15 protein-coding genes and 1 tRNA gene are annotated in these 16,562 nt (G+C 53.6%); all 16 read left to right on the plus strand.

The features are described 5' to 3' along the window. The first annotated feature begins 55 nt into the window (after positions 1-55). Positions 56-391 carry a PilZ domain-containing protein gene (locus JRG72_03210; protein ID MBW2134233.1) on the plus strand — a complete coding sequence of 112 codons (336 nt, stop codon included), beginning with the start codon at positions 56-58 and terminating at the stop codon, positions 389-391. Positions 392-605: 214 nt separating this feature from the next. Beyond that, the gene (locus tag JRG72_03215) at positions 606-791 is read left to right on the plus strand and encodes a hypothetical protein (protein MBW2134234.1); all 186 of its coding nucleotides are present in this window, start codon (positions 606-608) and stop codon (positions 789-791) included. Positions 792-966: 175 nt separating this feature from the next. After that, a complete protein-coding gene (locus JRG72_03220; GenBank protein MBW2134235.1) occupies positions 967-1,809 on the plus strand; it encodes a patatin-like phospholipase family protein in 843 nt (280 codons plus the stop codon). A 298-nt stretch (positions 1,810-2,107) separates the two neighbouring features. Continuing rightward, positions 2,108-2,467 carry a hypothetical protein gene (locus tag JRG72_03225; protein ID MBW2134236.1) on the plus strand — a complete coding sequence of 120 codons (360 nt, stop codon included), beginning with the start codon at positions 2,108-2,110 and terminating at the stop codon, positions 2,465-2,467. Positions 2,468-2,484: 17 nt separating this feature from the next. Beyond that, positions 2,485-3,063: a sigma-70 family RNA polymerase sigma factor gene (locus JRG72_03230; GenBank protein MBW2134237.1), complete on the plus strand. Its 579-nt coding sequence runs from the start codon at positions 2,485-2,487 to the stop codon at positions 3,061-3,063. A 160-nt stretch (positions 3,064-3,223) separates the two neighbouring features. Next, positions 3,224-3,658 carry a zf-HC2 domain-containing protein gene (locus JRG72_03235; protein ID MBW2134238.1) on the plus strand — a complete coding sequence of 145 codons (435 nt, stop codon included), beginning with the start codon at positions 3,224-3,226 and terminating at the stop codon, positions 3,656-3,658. Next, entirely contained in the window at positions 3,655-4,272 is a 618-nt protein-coding gene (locus JRG72_03240) for a periplasmic heavy metal sensor (protein MBW2134239.1), read from the plus strand. The genes JRG72_03235 and JRG72_03240 overlap by 4 nt, the downstream gene beginning before the upstream one ends. A 176-nt stretch (positions 4,273-4,448) precedes the next feature. Beyond that, the gene (locus tag JRG72_03245) at positions 4,449-4,655 is read left to right on the plus strand and encodes a hypothetical protein (protein ID MBW2134240.1); all 207 of its coding nucleotides are present in this window, start codon (positions 4,449-4,451) and stop codon (positions 4,653-4,655) included. Between the two features lie 158 nt (positions 4,656-4,813). After that, a complete protein-coding gene (locus JRG72_03250) occupies positions 4,814-5,296 on the plus strand; it encodes a DNA-binding protein (protein MBW2134241.1) in 483 nt (160 codons plus the stop codon). 78 nt (positions 5,297-5,374) lie between these two features. Further along, positions 5,375-5,449: transfer RNA gene (locus JRG72_03255), tRNA-Val, on the plus strand. 524 nt (positions 5,450-5,973) lie between these two features. Then, a complete protein-coding gene (locus JRG72_03260; protein ID MBW2134242.1) occupies positions 5,974-7,371 on the plus strand; it encodes a TolC family protein in 1,398 nt (465 codons plus the stop codon). Between the two features lie 228 nt (positions 7,372-7,599). Then, positions 7,600-10,383, plus strand: coding sequence for an MMPL family transporter (locus JRG72_03265; GenBank protein ID MBW2134243.1), 2,784 nt, complete (start codon positions 7,600-7,602; stop codon positions 10,381-10,383). Further along, the gene (locus JRG72_03270; GenBank protein MBW2134244.1) at positions 10,380-10,979 is read left to right on the plus strand and encodes an ABC transporter substrate-binding protein; all 600 of its coding nucleotides are present in this window, start codon (positions 10,380-10,382) and stop codon (positions 10,977-10,979) included. Before JRG72_03265 ends, JRG72_03270 begins: the two co-directional genes overlap by 4 nt. 157 nt (positions 10,980-11,136) lie before the next feature. Next, positions 11,137-14,142 (plus strand): UvrD-helicase domain-containing protein, encoded by a 3,006-nt coding sequence (locus tag JRG72_03275; GenBank protein ID MBW2134245.1) that lies wholly within the window; start codon positions 11,137-11,139, stop codon positions 14,140-14,142. A gap of 56 nt (positions 14,143-14,198) precedes the next feature. Further along, a complete protein-coding gene (locus JRG72_03280; protein ID MBW2134246.1) occupies positions 14,199-16,037 on the plus strand; it encodes a BamA/TamA family outer membrane protein in 1,839 nt (612 codons plus the stop codon). 130 nt (positions 16,038-16,167) lie between these two features. Further along, positions 16,168-16,562 (plus strand): hypothetical protein (locus JRG72_03285; GenBank protein MBW2134247.1); only part of this gene is annotated, 395 nt, incomplete at its 3' end.

Genomic DNA, 16,562 nt, shown 5'->3' on the forward strand with positions numbered 1-16,562 from the left:
ACTTGATGAGTTGATAATATAAAAATAATATAAAAATAAAGGTGAGGGATAACCAATGCGACGCCCAAAGCCTCGACGGTCAAGACGTTATCTGATACAGGTGGAACTATTGGAGTTGAATAACAAACCAGGCGCGGGGAATTACCTGCGTGATCTTAGCGCCATGGGAGCCAGGCTGGAGACCGCAACTTCTTTTGTTGCGCGGACGCCGGTAGAATTTACCTTTATCTTGCCAGGGGAGGAAGAGGCCATGCGTTTGGGAGGCCAAGTGGTATGGGCCCGTCCGGTTATCGGCAAGTTATCGCGCTACCTTGTCGGGGTAAAATTATTTCAAACCCTTTGGGAGCTGGACCTTTGGTCCCGTCGTTGGGAAGGTCTACAACCCAAGTAATCTATTTACTTGAATACGATCTCTCTCCTCCCCCCCCGGAAAATCAACCGGGGTCCTTATACCGATTAGTTTTCAAATGACTGATTTTATCCTTTATCCCCTCTCCCCCGCTGGCGGGGGAGAGGGCGAGGGTGAGGGGCATTTTAGCTCTTTGATCGCAACCTGGTATTAACCCCCTTTTTGTTTCTCTCCGGGTCCTGGACCCCCGGAAGCCATGCCGGTCTGGATACACCTGATAACTTATCTTTCTCTTTTGAAATACTATATCTCGATTGCCTATGGTATTCTGCTCCGGGATGCTGACCTGCGACATCTGTGGCCGGATCTGGTGGGGATGACCGTCCTCGGGGTGTTTTTGTTCGGCTTCTGTGCCTTCCGGTTCCGGCAGCGTTTTGGTTAGTGAAAAAAACCCAGGAACCCAAACCAAAAGAATGATATTATCTATTGCACTGCGGGATGTGATACCTCCCTGCAACCGGGGCGGAAGAGAAACTCGGCGCGGCGGTGCGTGATCTGGCCGATAGCCAGCTGAAGGCCTGATAAGCCAGACTGACGGCGTAGAGAGGAGGCCGACAATGGATCCCGAGAACAAATTTCGAACTCTTGAACCCAGAATGAACACGGTTAATAACCGGCTGGGCCTAGCCCTGGGTGCGGGTGGAGCCAAAGGGCTCTGCCATATCGCCTTTTTGAAAGTCCTCGACGAGATGGGAGTGAAACCGCACGTTATCGCCGGAACCAGCATTGGCGCTATCATCGGCAGTTTCTATGCCGCGGGCTTATCGGGAACCGAGTTGGAAGAGGAATTGAGGAAAATCGGTCTGAAAGACCTTTCCAAAGTGGCTCTGGATTTTTCTCTGTTCAACTATTCGGCCATCCTTAAAGGGAAATGGCTGGAGGAGTTTCTTAAACTTGCCCTTCCGGTCCAGACCTTTGAAGAATTGCAGATTCCTTTAAAGGTGGTGGCTACCGATTTCTGGAAAAGAAAGGAGGTGGTTTTCGATTCCGGAGACCTGATTGGCGCGGTCAGAGCCAGTAGCGCCATGCCCTTCGTCTTTGAACCAGTGGTCCTGGAAGGTGCCGTACTCATTGATGGAGGAGCCGTCAATCCCCTGCCTTACGACTTGGTCCAGTCTGAGTGCGAGTTCACCATCGCCATCGATGCCTCCGGCACCAAGGACCAGCCCAATGGTCTGGTTCCTAACATGTTGGAGAATGTTCTGTCCACTTTCCAAATTATGCAGGCCTCAATCGTGGCCGCCAAGATGAAGGCTGGACCCCCCGATTTATATGCCAAATCCGGATTACGGAATATCCGCTCCCTGGACTTTTACCGTTACAAGGAGATCTTGTCAGGAGTTGAAGAGGATGTGCATCAGTTCAGAGAAAAGCTGAAACAGTATCTGATGTTTCTCTGATCCGCTCCGTGAGGTTGTCGAGAATGTCAAGGAACAGGTAAAGGTTCAGTCCGAATTGCAACAAAATATCCAGGACCAATTCAACGCTGCCGGGGTGGAGATCATATCTCCGCAATTCATGGGCATCCGCCACGGCAATCGGATAATCATTACTTCGGAGTACTTGCCCTCGGCAATGACGCCCAAGAGCTTTAAGATTTTGCCCGGCTTAAAGGGTTGGACGGGCTTCGATCCCAGATTGACAAAGATAATCTTCGGGCTTAGTTTTTTATGTAAAGGATGACGAGAGGAGGTAGAGATGTTAACGCGTTGTGACCGCTGTCGGGCTGAAGTAGAAGCAGAGGAATTGCGGGAATATGCCGGACAGCAGCTTTGCGAGGATTGTTATATGGATGCCTTGAGCCCGACCCGGGCCTGCGATCCCTGGGCCGTCCACACCGCCAAAAGTACTCTGGCTACCCAGGGCCCGCAACTGACTGATAGGCAGCAACAGCTTTTTGAGCTGGTCAAGTCCGTCCAAGAGATCAGTCTGAGCGAGGCCGCCGAACGCTTGGACATGGATGAAAATGAACTGCGGCGAGAATTTGCCACTCTGCGCCATATGGAATTGCTACGCGCTCAACCTCGGCCGCAGGGCATCGTTCTGACCTTGTTTTAACTTCTCCCTCAAAAAAATTGACCATTTCTGATCTTGACCATGCCTTGCTCTGCAGAACGGTCCGCGGTGATCAACAGGCCTTTGCAGAGTTGATGCGGCGGCACCAGAGCCGGGTTTACCGGCTCGCCCAGAGGCTCCTGCGGGATCGCCTGGAAGCCGAGGATGCCACCCAGGAAGTCTTCCTCAAGGCCTATATACATGCCGGTGAGTTCAGGCCTACTGCCACGGTGGCGGCCTGGCTTAACCGGATCACGGCCAATCATTGCCTGAACCGGTTGCGGTCCCGTTCTCCCCTCCAAAAAATATCCTTAGATGCTCCCTGGCCTTCGTCAGCAGCTCAGGAGCCGCTGGAAATTCTGGCTGCTGACTCCCCTACTCCCCTGCAATGCTTAGAAGAACATGAGTTAGCCCTGCGCCTCCAAGCGGCTCTCGACCGCCTCACGGAAAATCAGCGCCAAGCTGTGATCCTCAAACGCTTCGGCGATTTTTCCTATCAGGAAATTGCTGAGATGCTGGGCCTGAGTCCTGATGCAGTAGACGGCCTGATCAAACGGGCCCGGAATAATCTCAAAAAGGCCCTCCAGGATTATCTATAAAAAATTGGTAAGAGAATCCGGTAGCTATTTTCCCGGTCTGTGCCAGATAAAAATAAAAATTTACAAGACGCCGCCGGATTTCTTCCTGGCCGGTGTTTATAGAAATAAAAGGCCACTTAAATTGAATTTTTAGGGCGGCCTGGACTGATTGGTGAAAATAATGATCGATTGTCAGAGTATTCAGGAACTTCTATCTGCCTATATGGACGACGAACTGCCCTTGACGCAGAAAGAGATGATCCAGGCGCATCTGGCAATCTGTCCGGCCTGCCGGCAGGAATTAGCCCGCCTGGAGCATCTGTGGCAGGCCCTGGCAAACCTACCGGAAACGGCTCCCCCCTCGGACCTGGTCGAGGGGGTGCTGGCCCGGTTGCCGCGGCAAGCGGCGCCCTGGTGGCGCTCTTTGGCCCTGGCCGCTTCTTTGCTGGTGGGGATCATGCTCGGCGGGGCCTTGGGAGTCAATCTTCATGAGGTTGTCCGCCAACCCGGGTCGGAGCCGCAAATAGTGGCGCTGGAAGTTTTTGAAGACTTTCCCCCGGCCTCCCTGGGGACCCTGGTGGCTACCTACCGACTGAACGGAGAAAACGACACATGAAACGAGATTGGCTGGTTTACCTGGTGATCTTTTCTCTGGCCCTCAACCTGGGCACCATTGGAGTTGTGGCTTATCTCCATTACCAGAATAAGCAGGAGGAGGTCCAGCCGCTGAAGCCGCCACCGCCAGGTCTGAAAGGATTGTTCAAGGAATTGAATCTGGATCGGGATCAGAAGCAAACCCTGCGGCGGATGTTTCCTGAGCATCGGCAAGCGGTGATGAAACTGCGGCAAGAAATTGCCCAGAAACGGCTGGAACTGTTTGATCTCCTGAAGCCGGCGGAGCCGTCGTCGGAAGCTATAGCCGCCAAAATCAAAGAAATCACCGCGATTCAGGGCAACCTGGAGAATGAAGAGGCGCGATTTTTGCTGGAAATGAAAAAAGCTTTACGATCTGAACAGCAAGAGCAGCTTTTGGAGGTGATCGGGCAGAGACTGATCCCCCGGCTAACCGGCCTGGGTCTCAAGTGTCCCAACAGAAAACCTTGTCCCTCCATGGGTCGAGGTCAGGGCCGCGGCCACCGGAGGGGACCGAAACGGGGAATGCCTCCCGGACCGCCCCCCGGTCCCAAGCTTCCCCTTGACACGCCGCACAAGTCCGGGGGACCGGGATAATAAGCCCCAATGACTTACCATCAGTGCGAGCACATAGTGCCGCAAAAACACACACGGAGGTATGAACTAAATGAAAAAGCGAACATGGTTGGCAGGGGTATTTGCCCTGTTGATAGCTGGCAGCCTCTGCTTAGGCGATATGGCCCTGGCCCAGGGCCGAGGATCGGGCCAGGCAGGTGGCCAAGGCAGCTGCCCTTATTGGCAGTCGGACCAGCGCAAAGGTAAAGGCCCGGGATATCGTAACCAATCCCAACAATGCCCTGGCTATGGGGCCGGAAAAAGGCTCCACCAACGCCGGCGGGATGGCAATTGTCTACGGGGAGCTGGCAGGTCTTCAACCCCTGCCACTCCGGCTACCCCGCCATCGCAACAATAAACCTTGAACCCGGGGAGTGCCCCCTGGCACTTCCTGGGCCAACGCTACCGACTTACCTGGTATTAATTATTGTTTTAGCTGGTTGGTAACCTAACAGCCCAATCAAGCTGGGTAATTAAAAAGCAAAAAATTGGCATCTGGGAAAAAATCAAACAGGAGGTAACAATGCAATCGAAAAAGTTAACCGGATTAATGATTCTGGCTCTCACCTTAGCCCTGGCCTGCCCGGTGCTGGCCCAGCCCCGCGGCGGTGGACCAGGTACCGGTCAGGGACCAATGGGGCCGCGGTTTTATGACACCAAAACTGTAACCACGGTAAAGGGTACCGTAGAAAAACTGGAAACTGCCCCCAGCATGGGACGGCGGGGCCGTAAAGGCATGCAGTGGCAAGAACTGGTCCTCAAGACCGATAAGGAAACTTTAAACGTCCATTTGGGTCCGGTCGGTTATGCCAGGGAGCAAGGCCTGGAGCCCAAGGTGGGGGATGTTATTGAAGTGACTGGCTCCAAGATTACCCGGGGTCAGAAAACCATCCTCCTCGCTTCTGAGATCAAAGCTGGCGATAAGGTTCTGAAGCTCCGTGATGAACAGGGCTTCCCCCTGTGGCGCGGCTGGCGTTGCGGCCACCCCCGGCAAGGTAAGCAGTAAACACAATATTTCCCGAGAGGCAGTATGCCTCTTGGGAAAATCCTTGCGAAAAAGAATTGGGCATGTTAAAAAAAATCAGGGCGGTTAACTCAGGGGTAGAGTGCCATCTTCACACGGTGGAAGTCGTAGGTTCAAATCCTACACCGCCCACCAGATGATTATGACAAAGCAAGGGGGGCAGCTTGGCTGATCCCCCTTATTTTTATGTCTCCCTGAGGGTTCCTTACGATGAAACTAAAGGTCGCAATTCGATTTCTGGGGTGTCCTTTAGTCCGTCTTTCCCAACCACTCCAAAATTTCCCCACAAGCTGAGAAGCAGTACCCTCGTGATACCTTTCTGGACACAAACTGAAACTTGGGTTTTTTAGCCAGTACAAACGCATAAAGTTCCGAGAACCCGGGTGGCAAATTTTCTCAATTGAACTATCGGTCAAGCAGAGCTTTGTTTGGGGTACTTGCCTTTCCCTTTGTTAATGTAGACCCTCTAAAAATTTTTGGAAAAGTTCTTTTAGCTTTTATCTTTACTTTTTCAAAGTTTTAGGGCATGATGGAATTTATTGAGTCTGAGTTTTTACCTAGGTTTTCTTGCCTGCTTGTCGAGGGGATAGCTTTAGCCAAAGAAAAACCATTGCCGGAGCAGGCAAGTCTAAAAAATAGTCAGCTTAGGAGAGGAGGAAATGAACATCTTAGTCCGATTGGGGGGGGTATTGGTTTGTTTGGCCATGGTCGCTGCTCCACTGGGCCTAAAGGCCGCGGAGCTGCCGGTGCTGGACTTACCCGAATTGGTGAAGCTGGCCCTGGAATTTAGCCCACAGATCAAGGCTAGCCAAAGCGAAGTAGAAGCTGCCAAGCAGCAACATGAACAGGCAAAAAGTCATTATTATCCCCAGATTGAGGCATTGGCGATCACCGGGGTGGCACCCAATGCCCGGCGTCCGGAAGTCCGGGGTAACGACATCTATTTTCCTGACCCCAGCAACCGCCTGCACGGAGTAAGCTTCTTTGGCCGCCTGGAAGCCCATGTTTTCCAGCCGCTTTACACCTTTGGCAAAATCGCGTACCGCAAAAGAGCCGCGTCTCACAATATTCAGGTCAAAAAGGCTCAGGTAGAAGAGAAAAAGGGAGACGTGATATGGGATCTAGCCCGGGCCTATTATGGCCTGATTCTGGCGCAACAGGGTGTGGCGGAGGTCAAAGACGCGCGCGTCTATCTTTCCGATATCGAGGAACGGATTGACCGCCTGCTGGCATTGGGCTCGCCATCCGTCCAGGAAAGCGACCGCTACCGTCTTGACATGTACAAAGGGGCAGTAGATAAATTCGCCGCCGAAGCCGAGGAGGGCGCCAAGGTCGCTTATAAGGCGCTTAAAGCCATGATCGATTATGGTCCGGATAAAAATTTCCAGGTTCCCTTAGAGTTGCCCCAACCTTCGGCTCCACCTCGGCCCCTGGAACATTATATTCAAAAAGCCCTGGACCTGAGGCCCGAGTTTACCCAACTTAAAGAGGGCATTGAGGCTCGCAAGCTCTTGGTCGAAGCTGCCAAGGCCGACCGGTGGCCGTCTCTTTTCCTGGGCCTAAAAGGTGCTTATGCCGGCGCACCAGGGCGGCAAACCTGGCACAACCCGTATGTGGAAGATTATTTCAACACCGGTTATGCCTTTCCCTACCTGGGGATGCACATGCATTTGGATTTTGGCATTACCAAGGCGAAAATTGGCCAGGCCAAAGCCGAATTGCAGCAACTACAAAATTTACAAGGCACGGCTCTGATGGGGATTCCGGTGGAAGTGGCCCAGGCCTATGGCAAAGTAAGTGAAAATTATAAGAAAACCGTGGGACTGGATAAGGCTTATGTAAACGCCCGACGTTGGTTAGTCACTGCCATAAGCAATTTTGACATGGGAATCGGGAAAATGGACGAAATTTTCCAGGCCTTTGAACGGTTTGGAGCCTACCGGGGAGACTACCTCATGGCCCTCTACGATTATCACCTGGCCCAAGTGCAGATGGACAAAGCCACCGGTCTGTACCGGGTCCGACTGGTCCAAGAGAAATCTAGCCAGGGCGATTAAGAGACCTTTGACTGGGACCTAAACTGAAGAAGATTGAATAATTACCAGGGCTTTTGGGCCCTGGTATATTATTATGGGGTTAGTGGATATTCCGACCCGGGCCCAAGGCATCCCCTTGTGCAATTATAACCGGATGATTATAATTATAAAAAAAGATTATGAACTAATGTTCTAAGGGGCTGTTTAACACCCTATTATCAAGCCCCGGGCGAACTAGAGGCAAAACCGTTGTCTTCCGAAAAAAGATTTGATCGCGTTCTCCAGATGTGGATCCGCTTACTGAATCGATTGGCCTGGCCGATTATCATCATTGCATTTATTCTGGCGATGGTTTCGGTTTACTACACTGTCAGCCATATGAGCTTCCAGACCACCCGCAGCGGACTGATCGGTGGTGATCAACATCTGATCAATTTAAAAGAACAACTGGAGGAAGAGTTCGGGGAAAGAGATGGACTGGTAGTGGTAATTACCAACCATGACCAGCAACAGGCTATCTCTTTCGCCGAGACCGTAGCCCAGGAACTGCGTCAATATCCCGAATTATTTCCAGAGCTGTTTTACCGCATGAACCCGGAGCGGTTCAAACCCTGGGCGCTGCTCTACATGAAACCGGACGATCTGGGCCGACTCAAAGAAAAGCTCCTGGAGTATCGGCCGGTAATGACGGAGTTGGCTGCCGATCCGTCTCTGGGGCGATTCTTCCAAGCCGTCAACCAGGAGATCACCCAAGATATGCTAGGGCAGCTATTTACGGACTTCTTGCAAGAAAACCAGGAAAAGCTGCCAGACCTGAGTCTCTTGAATGCCACTCTGCGGGAATTCTATCAATCTCTGGAAGGCGGGGATACCTATCAGTCGCCTTTTCAGGCTTTGTTCCCCAAAGGATTGGGCAACTGGGAAGAAGAGGGTTACTTCTTTACTGCCGGCGACAAATATTTACTTATGCTGGTCACCACCGGTGCCAGGGATTATACGCAATCGACCAAGGCCATTACCTTGCTGCGGCAAATTGTGGAGCAGGTTAAGGTCAATTTCCCCGACGTCCAGGTGGGGGTCACCGGTCCCGAGGCTTTGGAAGACGATGAAATGTCCAATGCCCTGCGTGACATTACTTTGGCCACCTGGTTATCGCTCACCGGTCAACTGCTTCTGCTGATCATCTTTTTCCGCAGTCTGAAACGTCCTCTGATCGAAGGGTTTATCCTAATCATCGGACTGTCTTGGACTTTTGGGCTGGCTACCCTGGTGGTGGGGCATCTTAATATTCTGTCCATGGTTTTTGCCCCCCTGATGTTGGGGATCACCATTGATTACGGCATCCACTGGTTCTGCCATCTAGAAGAGGAAGAAAATGGGACCCGAAGATGTACTTTGAGAGCCTTGCTGGGAACCCACCGATATGGCACTCCAGGGATTATTTATGCGGCTTTAGCGACCACCGTGTCCTTCATCCCTCTCATCTTTACGGGGTTCCAAGGATTGGCCGAGCTTGGCCTGATCCTTTTCATGGGCATCCCCGTCATGTTAGTGGTTACGCTATTGGTACAGCCGGCCTTGGTCTTCCTGGTTGAAAAGTGTCGAGCGGAGGCAACGGCGCCAACGGTTGAACCCCACCCCCATCCGTTTATGTCGCTCAAATGGCAGCGGCCCGGAGTGATCCTGATTCTGGGACTGGCAATGTTCGCTGTGGGCGGCGTCAGTCTGTTCCATGTGCCGTTCGATTTGAATCCCTTGAATCTGCAAAACCCGGACACCGAATCAGTGGTATGGGAACATAAACTGTTAGAAGACTCCCAATATTCCAGTGTCTATGGAGTGATGACCGTTTGCAGCCCGGAAGAAATCCAGGCTAAGACCCAGGCCCTGAAGAAGTTGGCGACGGTATCGCATGTGGAATCCATCCTGTCTTTTCTTCCCAATGAGCCGGAATCCAAACACCGCCTGCTCCAGGAACTGAAGCCAGTGGTCGATCCAATCCACTTCGCAGACAACCAGCCTGATTCATCCTCCCCAGCCGAGTTGGCTGCAGTTCTAGGCCGGATTCACTTTAAGCTATTACGGGCCCAAGAAAGCAGTTGGAACCCAGAAAGCCAAGCCACCCTGGCCCAACTGGAGGAAGCTAATCGCTTGCTTGCCCGGCTCTTGCCCTTGTTGCGTCAGGATCCCGATTCGCAGCTGGTGGAGCGACTGAAAGAATTTGAACGGCATTTCTTTGCCGATCTCAGGGATAAATGGAAGCTCTTGAAAAGCAACCTGGATGCGCGGCCGCCCCAGATTACGGACCTGCCGGCACAGATTACGGAGAGATTTATCAGTACGCAGGGTAATTATCTGATCCGCGTCTTCCCGGCGCAAGATGTCTGGGACCGGGAACCGTTAGAAAGATTTGTCCAAGATCTCCGCACCGTGGATCCGGATGTGGTAGGCGACCCGGTATTGCTCTATGTCTTTACTTCGGCCTTCCGCAATGCCTGCTTGTGGGCCGCCGGCATGGCATTGCTGGCGGTAACTTGCGTGCTGGTGGTTTTCTTCCGTAACCTGAAGTTGGCTCTACTGGCTATGATGCCGTTGCTGGTAGGCACCGGCTGGACCCTGAACCTGATGTGGCTTCTCGATATGTCCTTCAATCAGGCCAATGTTTTATTCCTGCCCCTGATCTTGGGGGAAGGTATGGAATACGGCATTGTTATCCTGACGCGCTGGAAAATCGACCAGGCGGCCCGCAACATCACTCTTCCGGCCAGTACGGCCAAGGGCGTCACGCTGTCGGCCTTGACTACCGCGGTAGGTTTCGGCAGTTTGATGGTATCCGGCCATCAGGGAGTATTCAGTCTGGGGCTGTTGGCAACGGTGGGCAGCACCAATGTGCTGTTGGCTGCCTTAAGCGTGCTGCCAGCTTTTCTCCGGCTACTGGAAAAGCAAGAGGCAGGCGCGGCGGTCGTTGTTCCACAGTATCGCGAAAATAGCAATATTACGCCATTCCGGTATGAAAAAGAGGAGAGCAAATGAAAAAATATCTTATAGGGATATGGCTCTTGGCGGCTTTTTTATGTGTCCCGGCAGGGGCCTGGGCCGGGCCCCCGACCGACTATGTTAAACGGATTATGCAGAAAGTGATGGCCATCCAGAACGATCCGGCTTTAGCGGGCCCGGCCCATCAAGACGCTCGGGCCCGGGCCATCCGCCAGATCATCAAGGAGAATTTTGACTTCCCCATGATGGCTCGCGATTCTTTGGGTCCTACTTACCAACGTCTTTCTGGTGCCCAGGCCCGGGAGTTTGAACAAACCTTTGCCAGCCTGTTCCAAGATTCCTATACCCGCCTGGTCCTTAACTTCCTCAAACAGGAGACCATTCAATATCACCAGGAATCACAGCAAGGGGACCGGGCTCAGGTAAAAACCACCATTGTCCGCATCAATGAGACCATACCGGTAGAATACCTCATGCATTCTCGCTCCCGCAGCTGGGTGTTATATGATGTCAAAGTCGATGGGGTCAGCATTTTAAAGACCTATAAAGATCAATTTGCCCGGGTCATTCGGAGCAAATCCTTTCCGTTCTTGTTGAATCGGATGAAAATGCAGGCCCAAGCCATTGACTAGCTTCCGGTTGCAGCAATCTATCTTGCCCGCCAGTCCAGGCCGGATCGTGAACAGACGAAATTTCGGAACATGGTGTTAAGCTAATCTTAGCTGCAACTAACCGCAGCCGTCGGGATCTTTTCCCTTTGGCGGTGATTTTGTGGTATGGTAGAGCATCATGGAAGTCATCGCAGACCTGCACATTCATTCCCATTTTTCCCGAGCCACCGGCAAGACCGCCGATCTAGAACATCTGGATCTGTGGGCGGCTTACAAAGGGGTGACGCTGCTGGGCACCGGCGATTGCACCCATCCCGGCTGGCTGGAGGAGATGGCTGCCCGGCTGGTGCCGATCGCTGAGGGGGTCTATCAACTGCGTCCCGAACTGACCCTGGCCCGACGGCTGGGCGGGCCGCAGTGGTCCGGTCCATCCCCCACCCGCTTTGTGATAACCGGAGAAATCAGTAGTATTTATAAAAAAAATGGGCTGACCCGCAAAGTCCATACCCTGGTGTTGCTCCCTTCCCTGGAGGCGGCTCAGAAGCTATCGGCGCGGCTGGGCCGCCTGGGAAATGTAACCTCCGACGGCCGTCCGATTCTGGGATTGGATGCCAAACATCTGCTGGAAGTGATTCTGGAAGTGAATTCCCAAGCCCTGGTCATCCCGGCCCATGTCTGGACCCCCTGGTTTTCGGTATTCGGCTCCAAAAGCGGCTTTGATAGCCTGGAAGATTGTTACGAGGACCTGACTGACCAGATTTTTGCTCTGGAAACCGGATTGTCTTCTGATCCCCCGATGAACTGGCGTTGGAGCGCCCTGGACCGTTTTCTCCTAGTATCCAATTCCGATGCGCATTCGCCCGCTAAAATTGGCCGAGAGGCCAATGTCCTAACTGTGCCGCCGACCTATCCAGCCTTGGCCCAGGCCCTGAAAACCGGCCAGGGTTTTGCCGGGACCATCGAATTTTTCCCGGAAGAGGGCAAATATCATCTGGACGGCCACCGGAAATGCGGACAGCGCCTGGAGCCGGCTGAGACCCAGAAATGGCAGGGGCGGTGTCCGGTCTGCCACAAGCCGGTAACCATGGGAGTGCTGCATCGGGTGATTGAACTGGCGGATCGGGAAACGGGCCAACGTCCGGGCGGGGCGCCGCCTTTCGAGTCGCTGATCCCCCTGCCAGAGATTTTGGCCGAGATCTACCGGGCGAATTCAGGCAGTAAAAAAGTGGAAGAAAAATATTTCCGCCTATTAGATCGTCTGGGGCCCGAGCTGGCCATTTTGCGCCAAGTGCCGGAGGAGGAGCTGGCCCGCCAGGGAGGGCCGCTGCTGGCCGCGGCGATTGCCAAGATACGGCGGCGACAGGTCCACATTGAGGCAGGGTATGATGGCGAGTATGGCACCATTCGCTTATTTGATCCCGCTGAACGTCAGGAGCTCAGTCGTCAGGCGGCTTTTTGGGTAATCCCGGCTGATCCCAGGCCAGTTGCCCAATTGTCATCGCCTCCGGGCATATTATCAGCGGCGGAGCCCGCCGGTTCTCAGGCGGGGTGCGCCCTAGCGGCACCGGTAATAACCACCAAGCTGGGTTCTGAGGCGGATAATTCCATCCTGGCCGGCCTCAATCAGGGACAACGGGCGGCCGTAACTCATGACGGTTGCCCGCTGTTGGTTCAGGCCGGACCGGGAACCGGCAAGACCCGGGCCTTAACCCACCGCATTGCCTATCTGCTCAAAAACGGAGCGGTTCGGCCGGAACAGATCCTGGGCCTTACCTTTACCCGCCAGGCGGCCGAGGAGATGCGCAGTCGGCTACGGACTTTATTGCCGGACTATCCCGGGCTGGACCGACTGGCGATCCAGACCTTTCATGCCCTGGGCAGACAAATTCTGCAAGAAAGCGATTATCCGGAGCGCCAGGTCCTTACTGAAGAAGAGCGCCAAAGCCTCTTGCGCCCGACCGCCCAACAATATGGTTGTGCTCTGAAGGAGATTGACCAAGCCATTGTCCATTACAAGCAGCATCTCCTTTATCCGGAGGATCTGGTGGGCAGGGAGCCGGACTCGGATTTCCTGGCCCCTTACCGGGCCTATGAAGCAGCCCTGGAACAGCTAGGGCGTTGGGATTTTGATGATCTGGTGGTTCGACCGGTGCGGCTTCTGCAAGATCATCCTGAATTGCAACGCCGCTACCAGGACCGCTATCTCCACCTGCTGGTGGATGAGTACCAGGATGTCAATCGGGCCCAATATACCCTGCTGCGTCTGTTGGCCCCCAGCCCGGCCCCGGGATTATTCGTGATTGGCGACCCCAATCAGGCGATTTATGGATTCCGCGGGGCTCAGCCGCAATATTTCTACCGCTTTACCCAGGACTGGCCGGAAGCTCAGGTAATGACTCTCACCGACACCTATCGGCTGCCGCCCCCTATTCTGCAAGCCGCTCAACAGCTAGTGGCCACCCCGACCACGGAATCGCCACTGGTCTCCCGGCGGCCCGGGAACCTGCCCCTAATCCTGCTTGAAGCCGCCTCAGAAATCTCGGAAGCCCAGCAAATTGCCCGGCAGATCGAATCTCTGGTCGGCGGCACCAGTCATCTGGCCCTGGAAGACGAGAGAGTCCGGCAATCAGAAACCCGGACGTCGGCCAGTTTCCGGGACATCGCCATCCTCTACCGCGTCCATGCCCTAGGGCTAGTCCTGGAACAGCAGTTGCAGGCCGCCGGAATACCCTGCCAACAGGCCCGGCAAGACATCGGGCCGGAATTCACCGGCCTCGACTTCCAGGCCGAGAAGGTGTCATTGCTTTCCCTGCACGCGGCCAAAGGTCTGGAATTTCCCTATGTGTTTATTGCCGGCTGCGAGACCGGATTGCTGCCCTATGAACCTCAGGGGGAGGCTCCCTCGGATCCGGAAGAAGAACGTCGTCTTTTTTATGTCGGCCTTACTCGGGCTACGCATCAGGTTTTCTTGAGCCGGGCCCGGGTTCGCACTTTATGGGGGCAGAAACGCGCCACCCGACTTTCTCCGCTAATTTCCGTTATCGATGCCAATCTTTTGGAACGCCCAAAATCTAGAACCGACGGGGTTCGCCAACCGCGGCAACCAGAGCTGTTTGATTCGGATTACCCATCCTCCCCGGGGCTGAGGAAAAATTCGAGAACCAATCGCCGGTCCCGAAGATAGGAGCCTGCGATTAAGGTTTTTGATAAATTTTAGAAGAAATTTATCCGGCGTGGAAGATGACTGCAGGCAGGTTTGGGTTTTTTGTATTAATGGGGCTGGTTTTGTGGGGCCTGATCGTTTCGGTAGAGGCCAGGTCTGGGGAATCTGATCCCCGCCTGACCATTCGTTCCTTCAAAATTTTCGGAGCCCGGACTGTCACCGCCAAAGCCGTCTGGGAAGAAATGATGACCCCCCGACCTTCGTTCTGGCCCTGGAAGAAGCCGCCGACTTACGATCCCGAGGAATTGAAGCTGGACCTAGAACGTATTCAGGCTCTTTACCGCCGGGAGGGATTCTACCATACCCGGATCGTCCCGGAGGTCAAGAAACTGCCGGATAATCAGGTAGAGATCCGCCTGAATATCACCGAAGGTGTCTGGGTCAGAGTCGATAAGGTTAACCTGAGTGTGGCGGCGGCGGCCGAACCGATCAATCTGACCCCGATTTTGCAAGAGACCTCCATTAAGCCAGGTCAACGCTTTACAGAATCGGGATACGAGGATCTCAAAAAGCAGATAATGGACTATCTGTTGGACAACGGCTATCCCAAAGCTCGGGTTGAGGGGGAGGTGGCGGTCTATCCGGAGCGAAATCTGGCCAAGGTCAATGTTCAAGCCTGGCCAGGGTTGCTCTGCCGGTTCGGGGCGATCAAGATTACCGGTGAGGACCTGGAGACCCCGGAAACTTTGATTCGCCGCTGTCTGACCTTCCATCCCGGGGAGATTTTTTCTTTAGAAAAAATCTATGATAGTCAGAGTAAACTCTATGCCCTGGACCTGTTTCAAAGTGTTATGGTGACTCCTGAAAAAGTTCCCCCCGGTCAGACCGAGATTCCGATTACGGTGACCCTGAAAGAGAAAAAGAAACGCTCCTTAAAATTAGGGGCAGGATATGGCAGTGAGGATGAGTTCCGGGGCCGAGCTATCTTGCGGTTTCGCAACCTGGCCGGCGGTGGCCGCCTGCTGGACTTATACACCAAATATTCCCGGTTGGAAACGCGTATGGAAGGTTCATTCTACAATCCTTTGTTTCTTTGTACGTTTGCTGATCTAAACATTAACGGCGGTGTATTGCGCCGCTATCTGCCGGGCTTCACTGATAGATCCTTCTATAGCCGAGAGGTGCTGGAAAGGGAGTTCCCTTGGAAAATCAAGGGCTATATAGGCCATGGGTTGGAATTTAGCCGTCCTTTTAATATCCCTATAGAAAGTTTGGAGCTGCTTACGGAGACCGAGCCGGGGAAAACCTATCAGTCCTCCATGCTGCTCTGGGGACTCAGCCGGGATTCGACCGATAATCCGGCAGATCCCCAACGGGGCGGACTGATGACCCTGTCGGGTGAATATGCCCCGGATTTCTTGGGCTCGCGCCTGCAATTTATCCACAGTCTGATGGAGGTCCGGCACTATCAGAACCTGGGGCGGAAGAATTTGGTGCTGGCCGGGCGGGTGAAATTTGGACTTATCAACCCGATTCAGGAGACTGCTGAAATACCCATTGTCAGGCGCTTCTTCAGCGGCGGCATGGGCAGTGTCCGGGGGTACCGGCTGGACTATCTCGGTCCTCGCAACCCCGCAGGCGACCCCTTGGGCGGCAATTCCTTATTGGAGGGGGGCCTGGAGTTCCGTTTTCCGATTTTCAAAGAACTCAGAGGGGTGGCATTTATGGATTGTGGCAATGTGTTCCTGGAGGTCGATGACACCGACCTCGGACAACTCAAGTACGGCGCCGGCTTCGGATTGCGCTATCAGACTCCGGTCGGACCGGTAGGACTGGACGTCGCCTTTCCATTGAATCCCATCGACCGGGAGCGGGATGATTACCAGATCTATTTTACGATTGGCCAGGCTTTTTAATGAGTTTTGGGCTTTCAGTTTCGAGTTTTGAGAACCTGGCCAGTGAAGCTTTTTGGTTTTGGTTAAACCATTATACCGCTAGGTAAGGAATCAAAGACGAAATCAAACAGATAATTAGCTGATAACGTTTATGAAAAACCAAAAACCCAAAAGCAGATGGCGGCTTTGGAAGTGGTTGGGCGGCATTTTGGGCCTTGTGCTGCTGCTCTTGGTATTGTTCAGCCTGCTAGTTACTACTGATCGGTTCTGGAAATGGGCTGCTCCCAAAATTGTCGTGGCCGTCAATGACCGGGTCAACGGCGAAGTGACGGTGGACAAGATTTATGGCAACCCCCTGACTGCCCTGGTCTTCGAAAAAGTAGTGGTCACCGGCCATCAGGATGAGGTGCTGCGGGCCAAGGAGTTGCAGATCACCCTGTCGTTGCTTTCCATCCTTAAACTGGAACCAGAGATCAACGCCATTGAGATCAGTGGCTTGCAGGTCAACCTCAACCAGGATCACCAAGGGCGCTGGAATGTCACCGG

It is taken from the genome of Deltaproteobacteria bacterium (assembly GCA_019309545.1).
Classification (GTDB): Bacteria; Desulfobacterota; Desulfobaccia; order Desulfobaccales; family Desulfobaccaceae; genus Desulfobacca_B.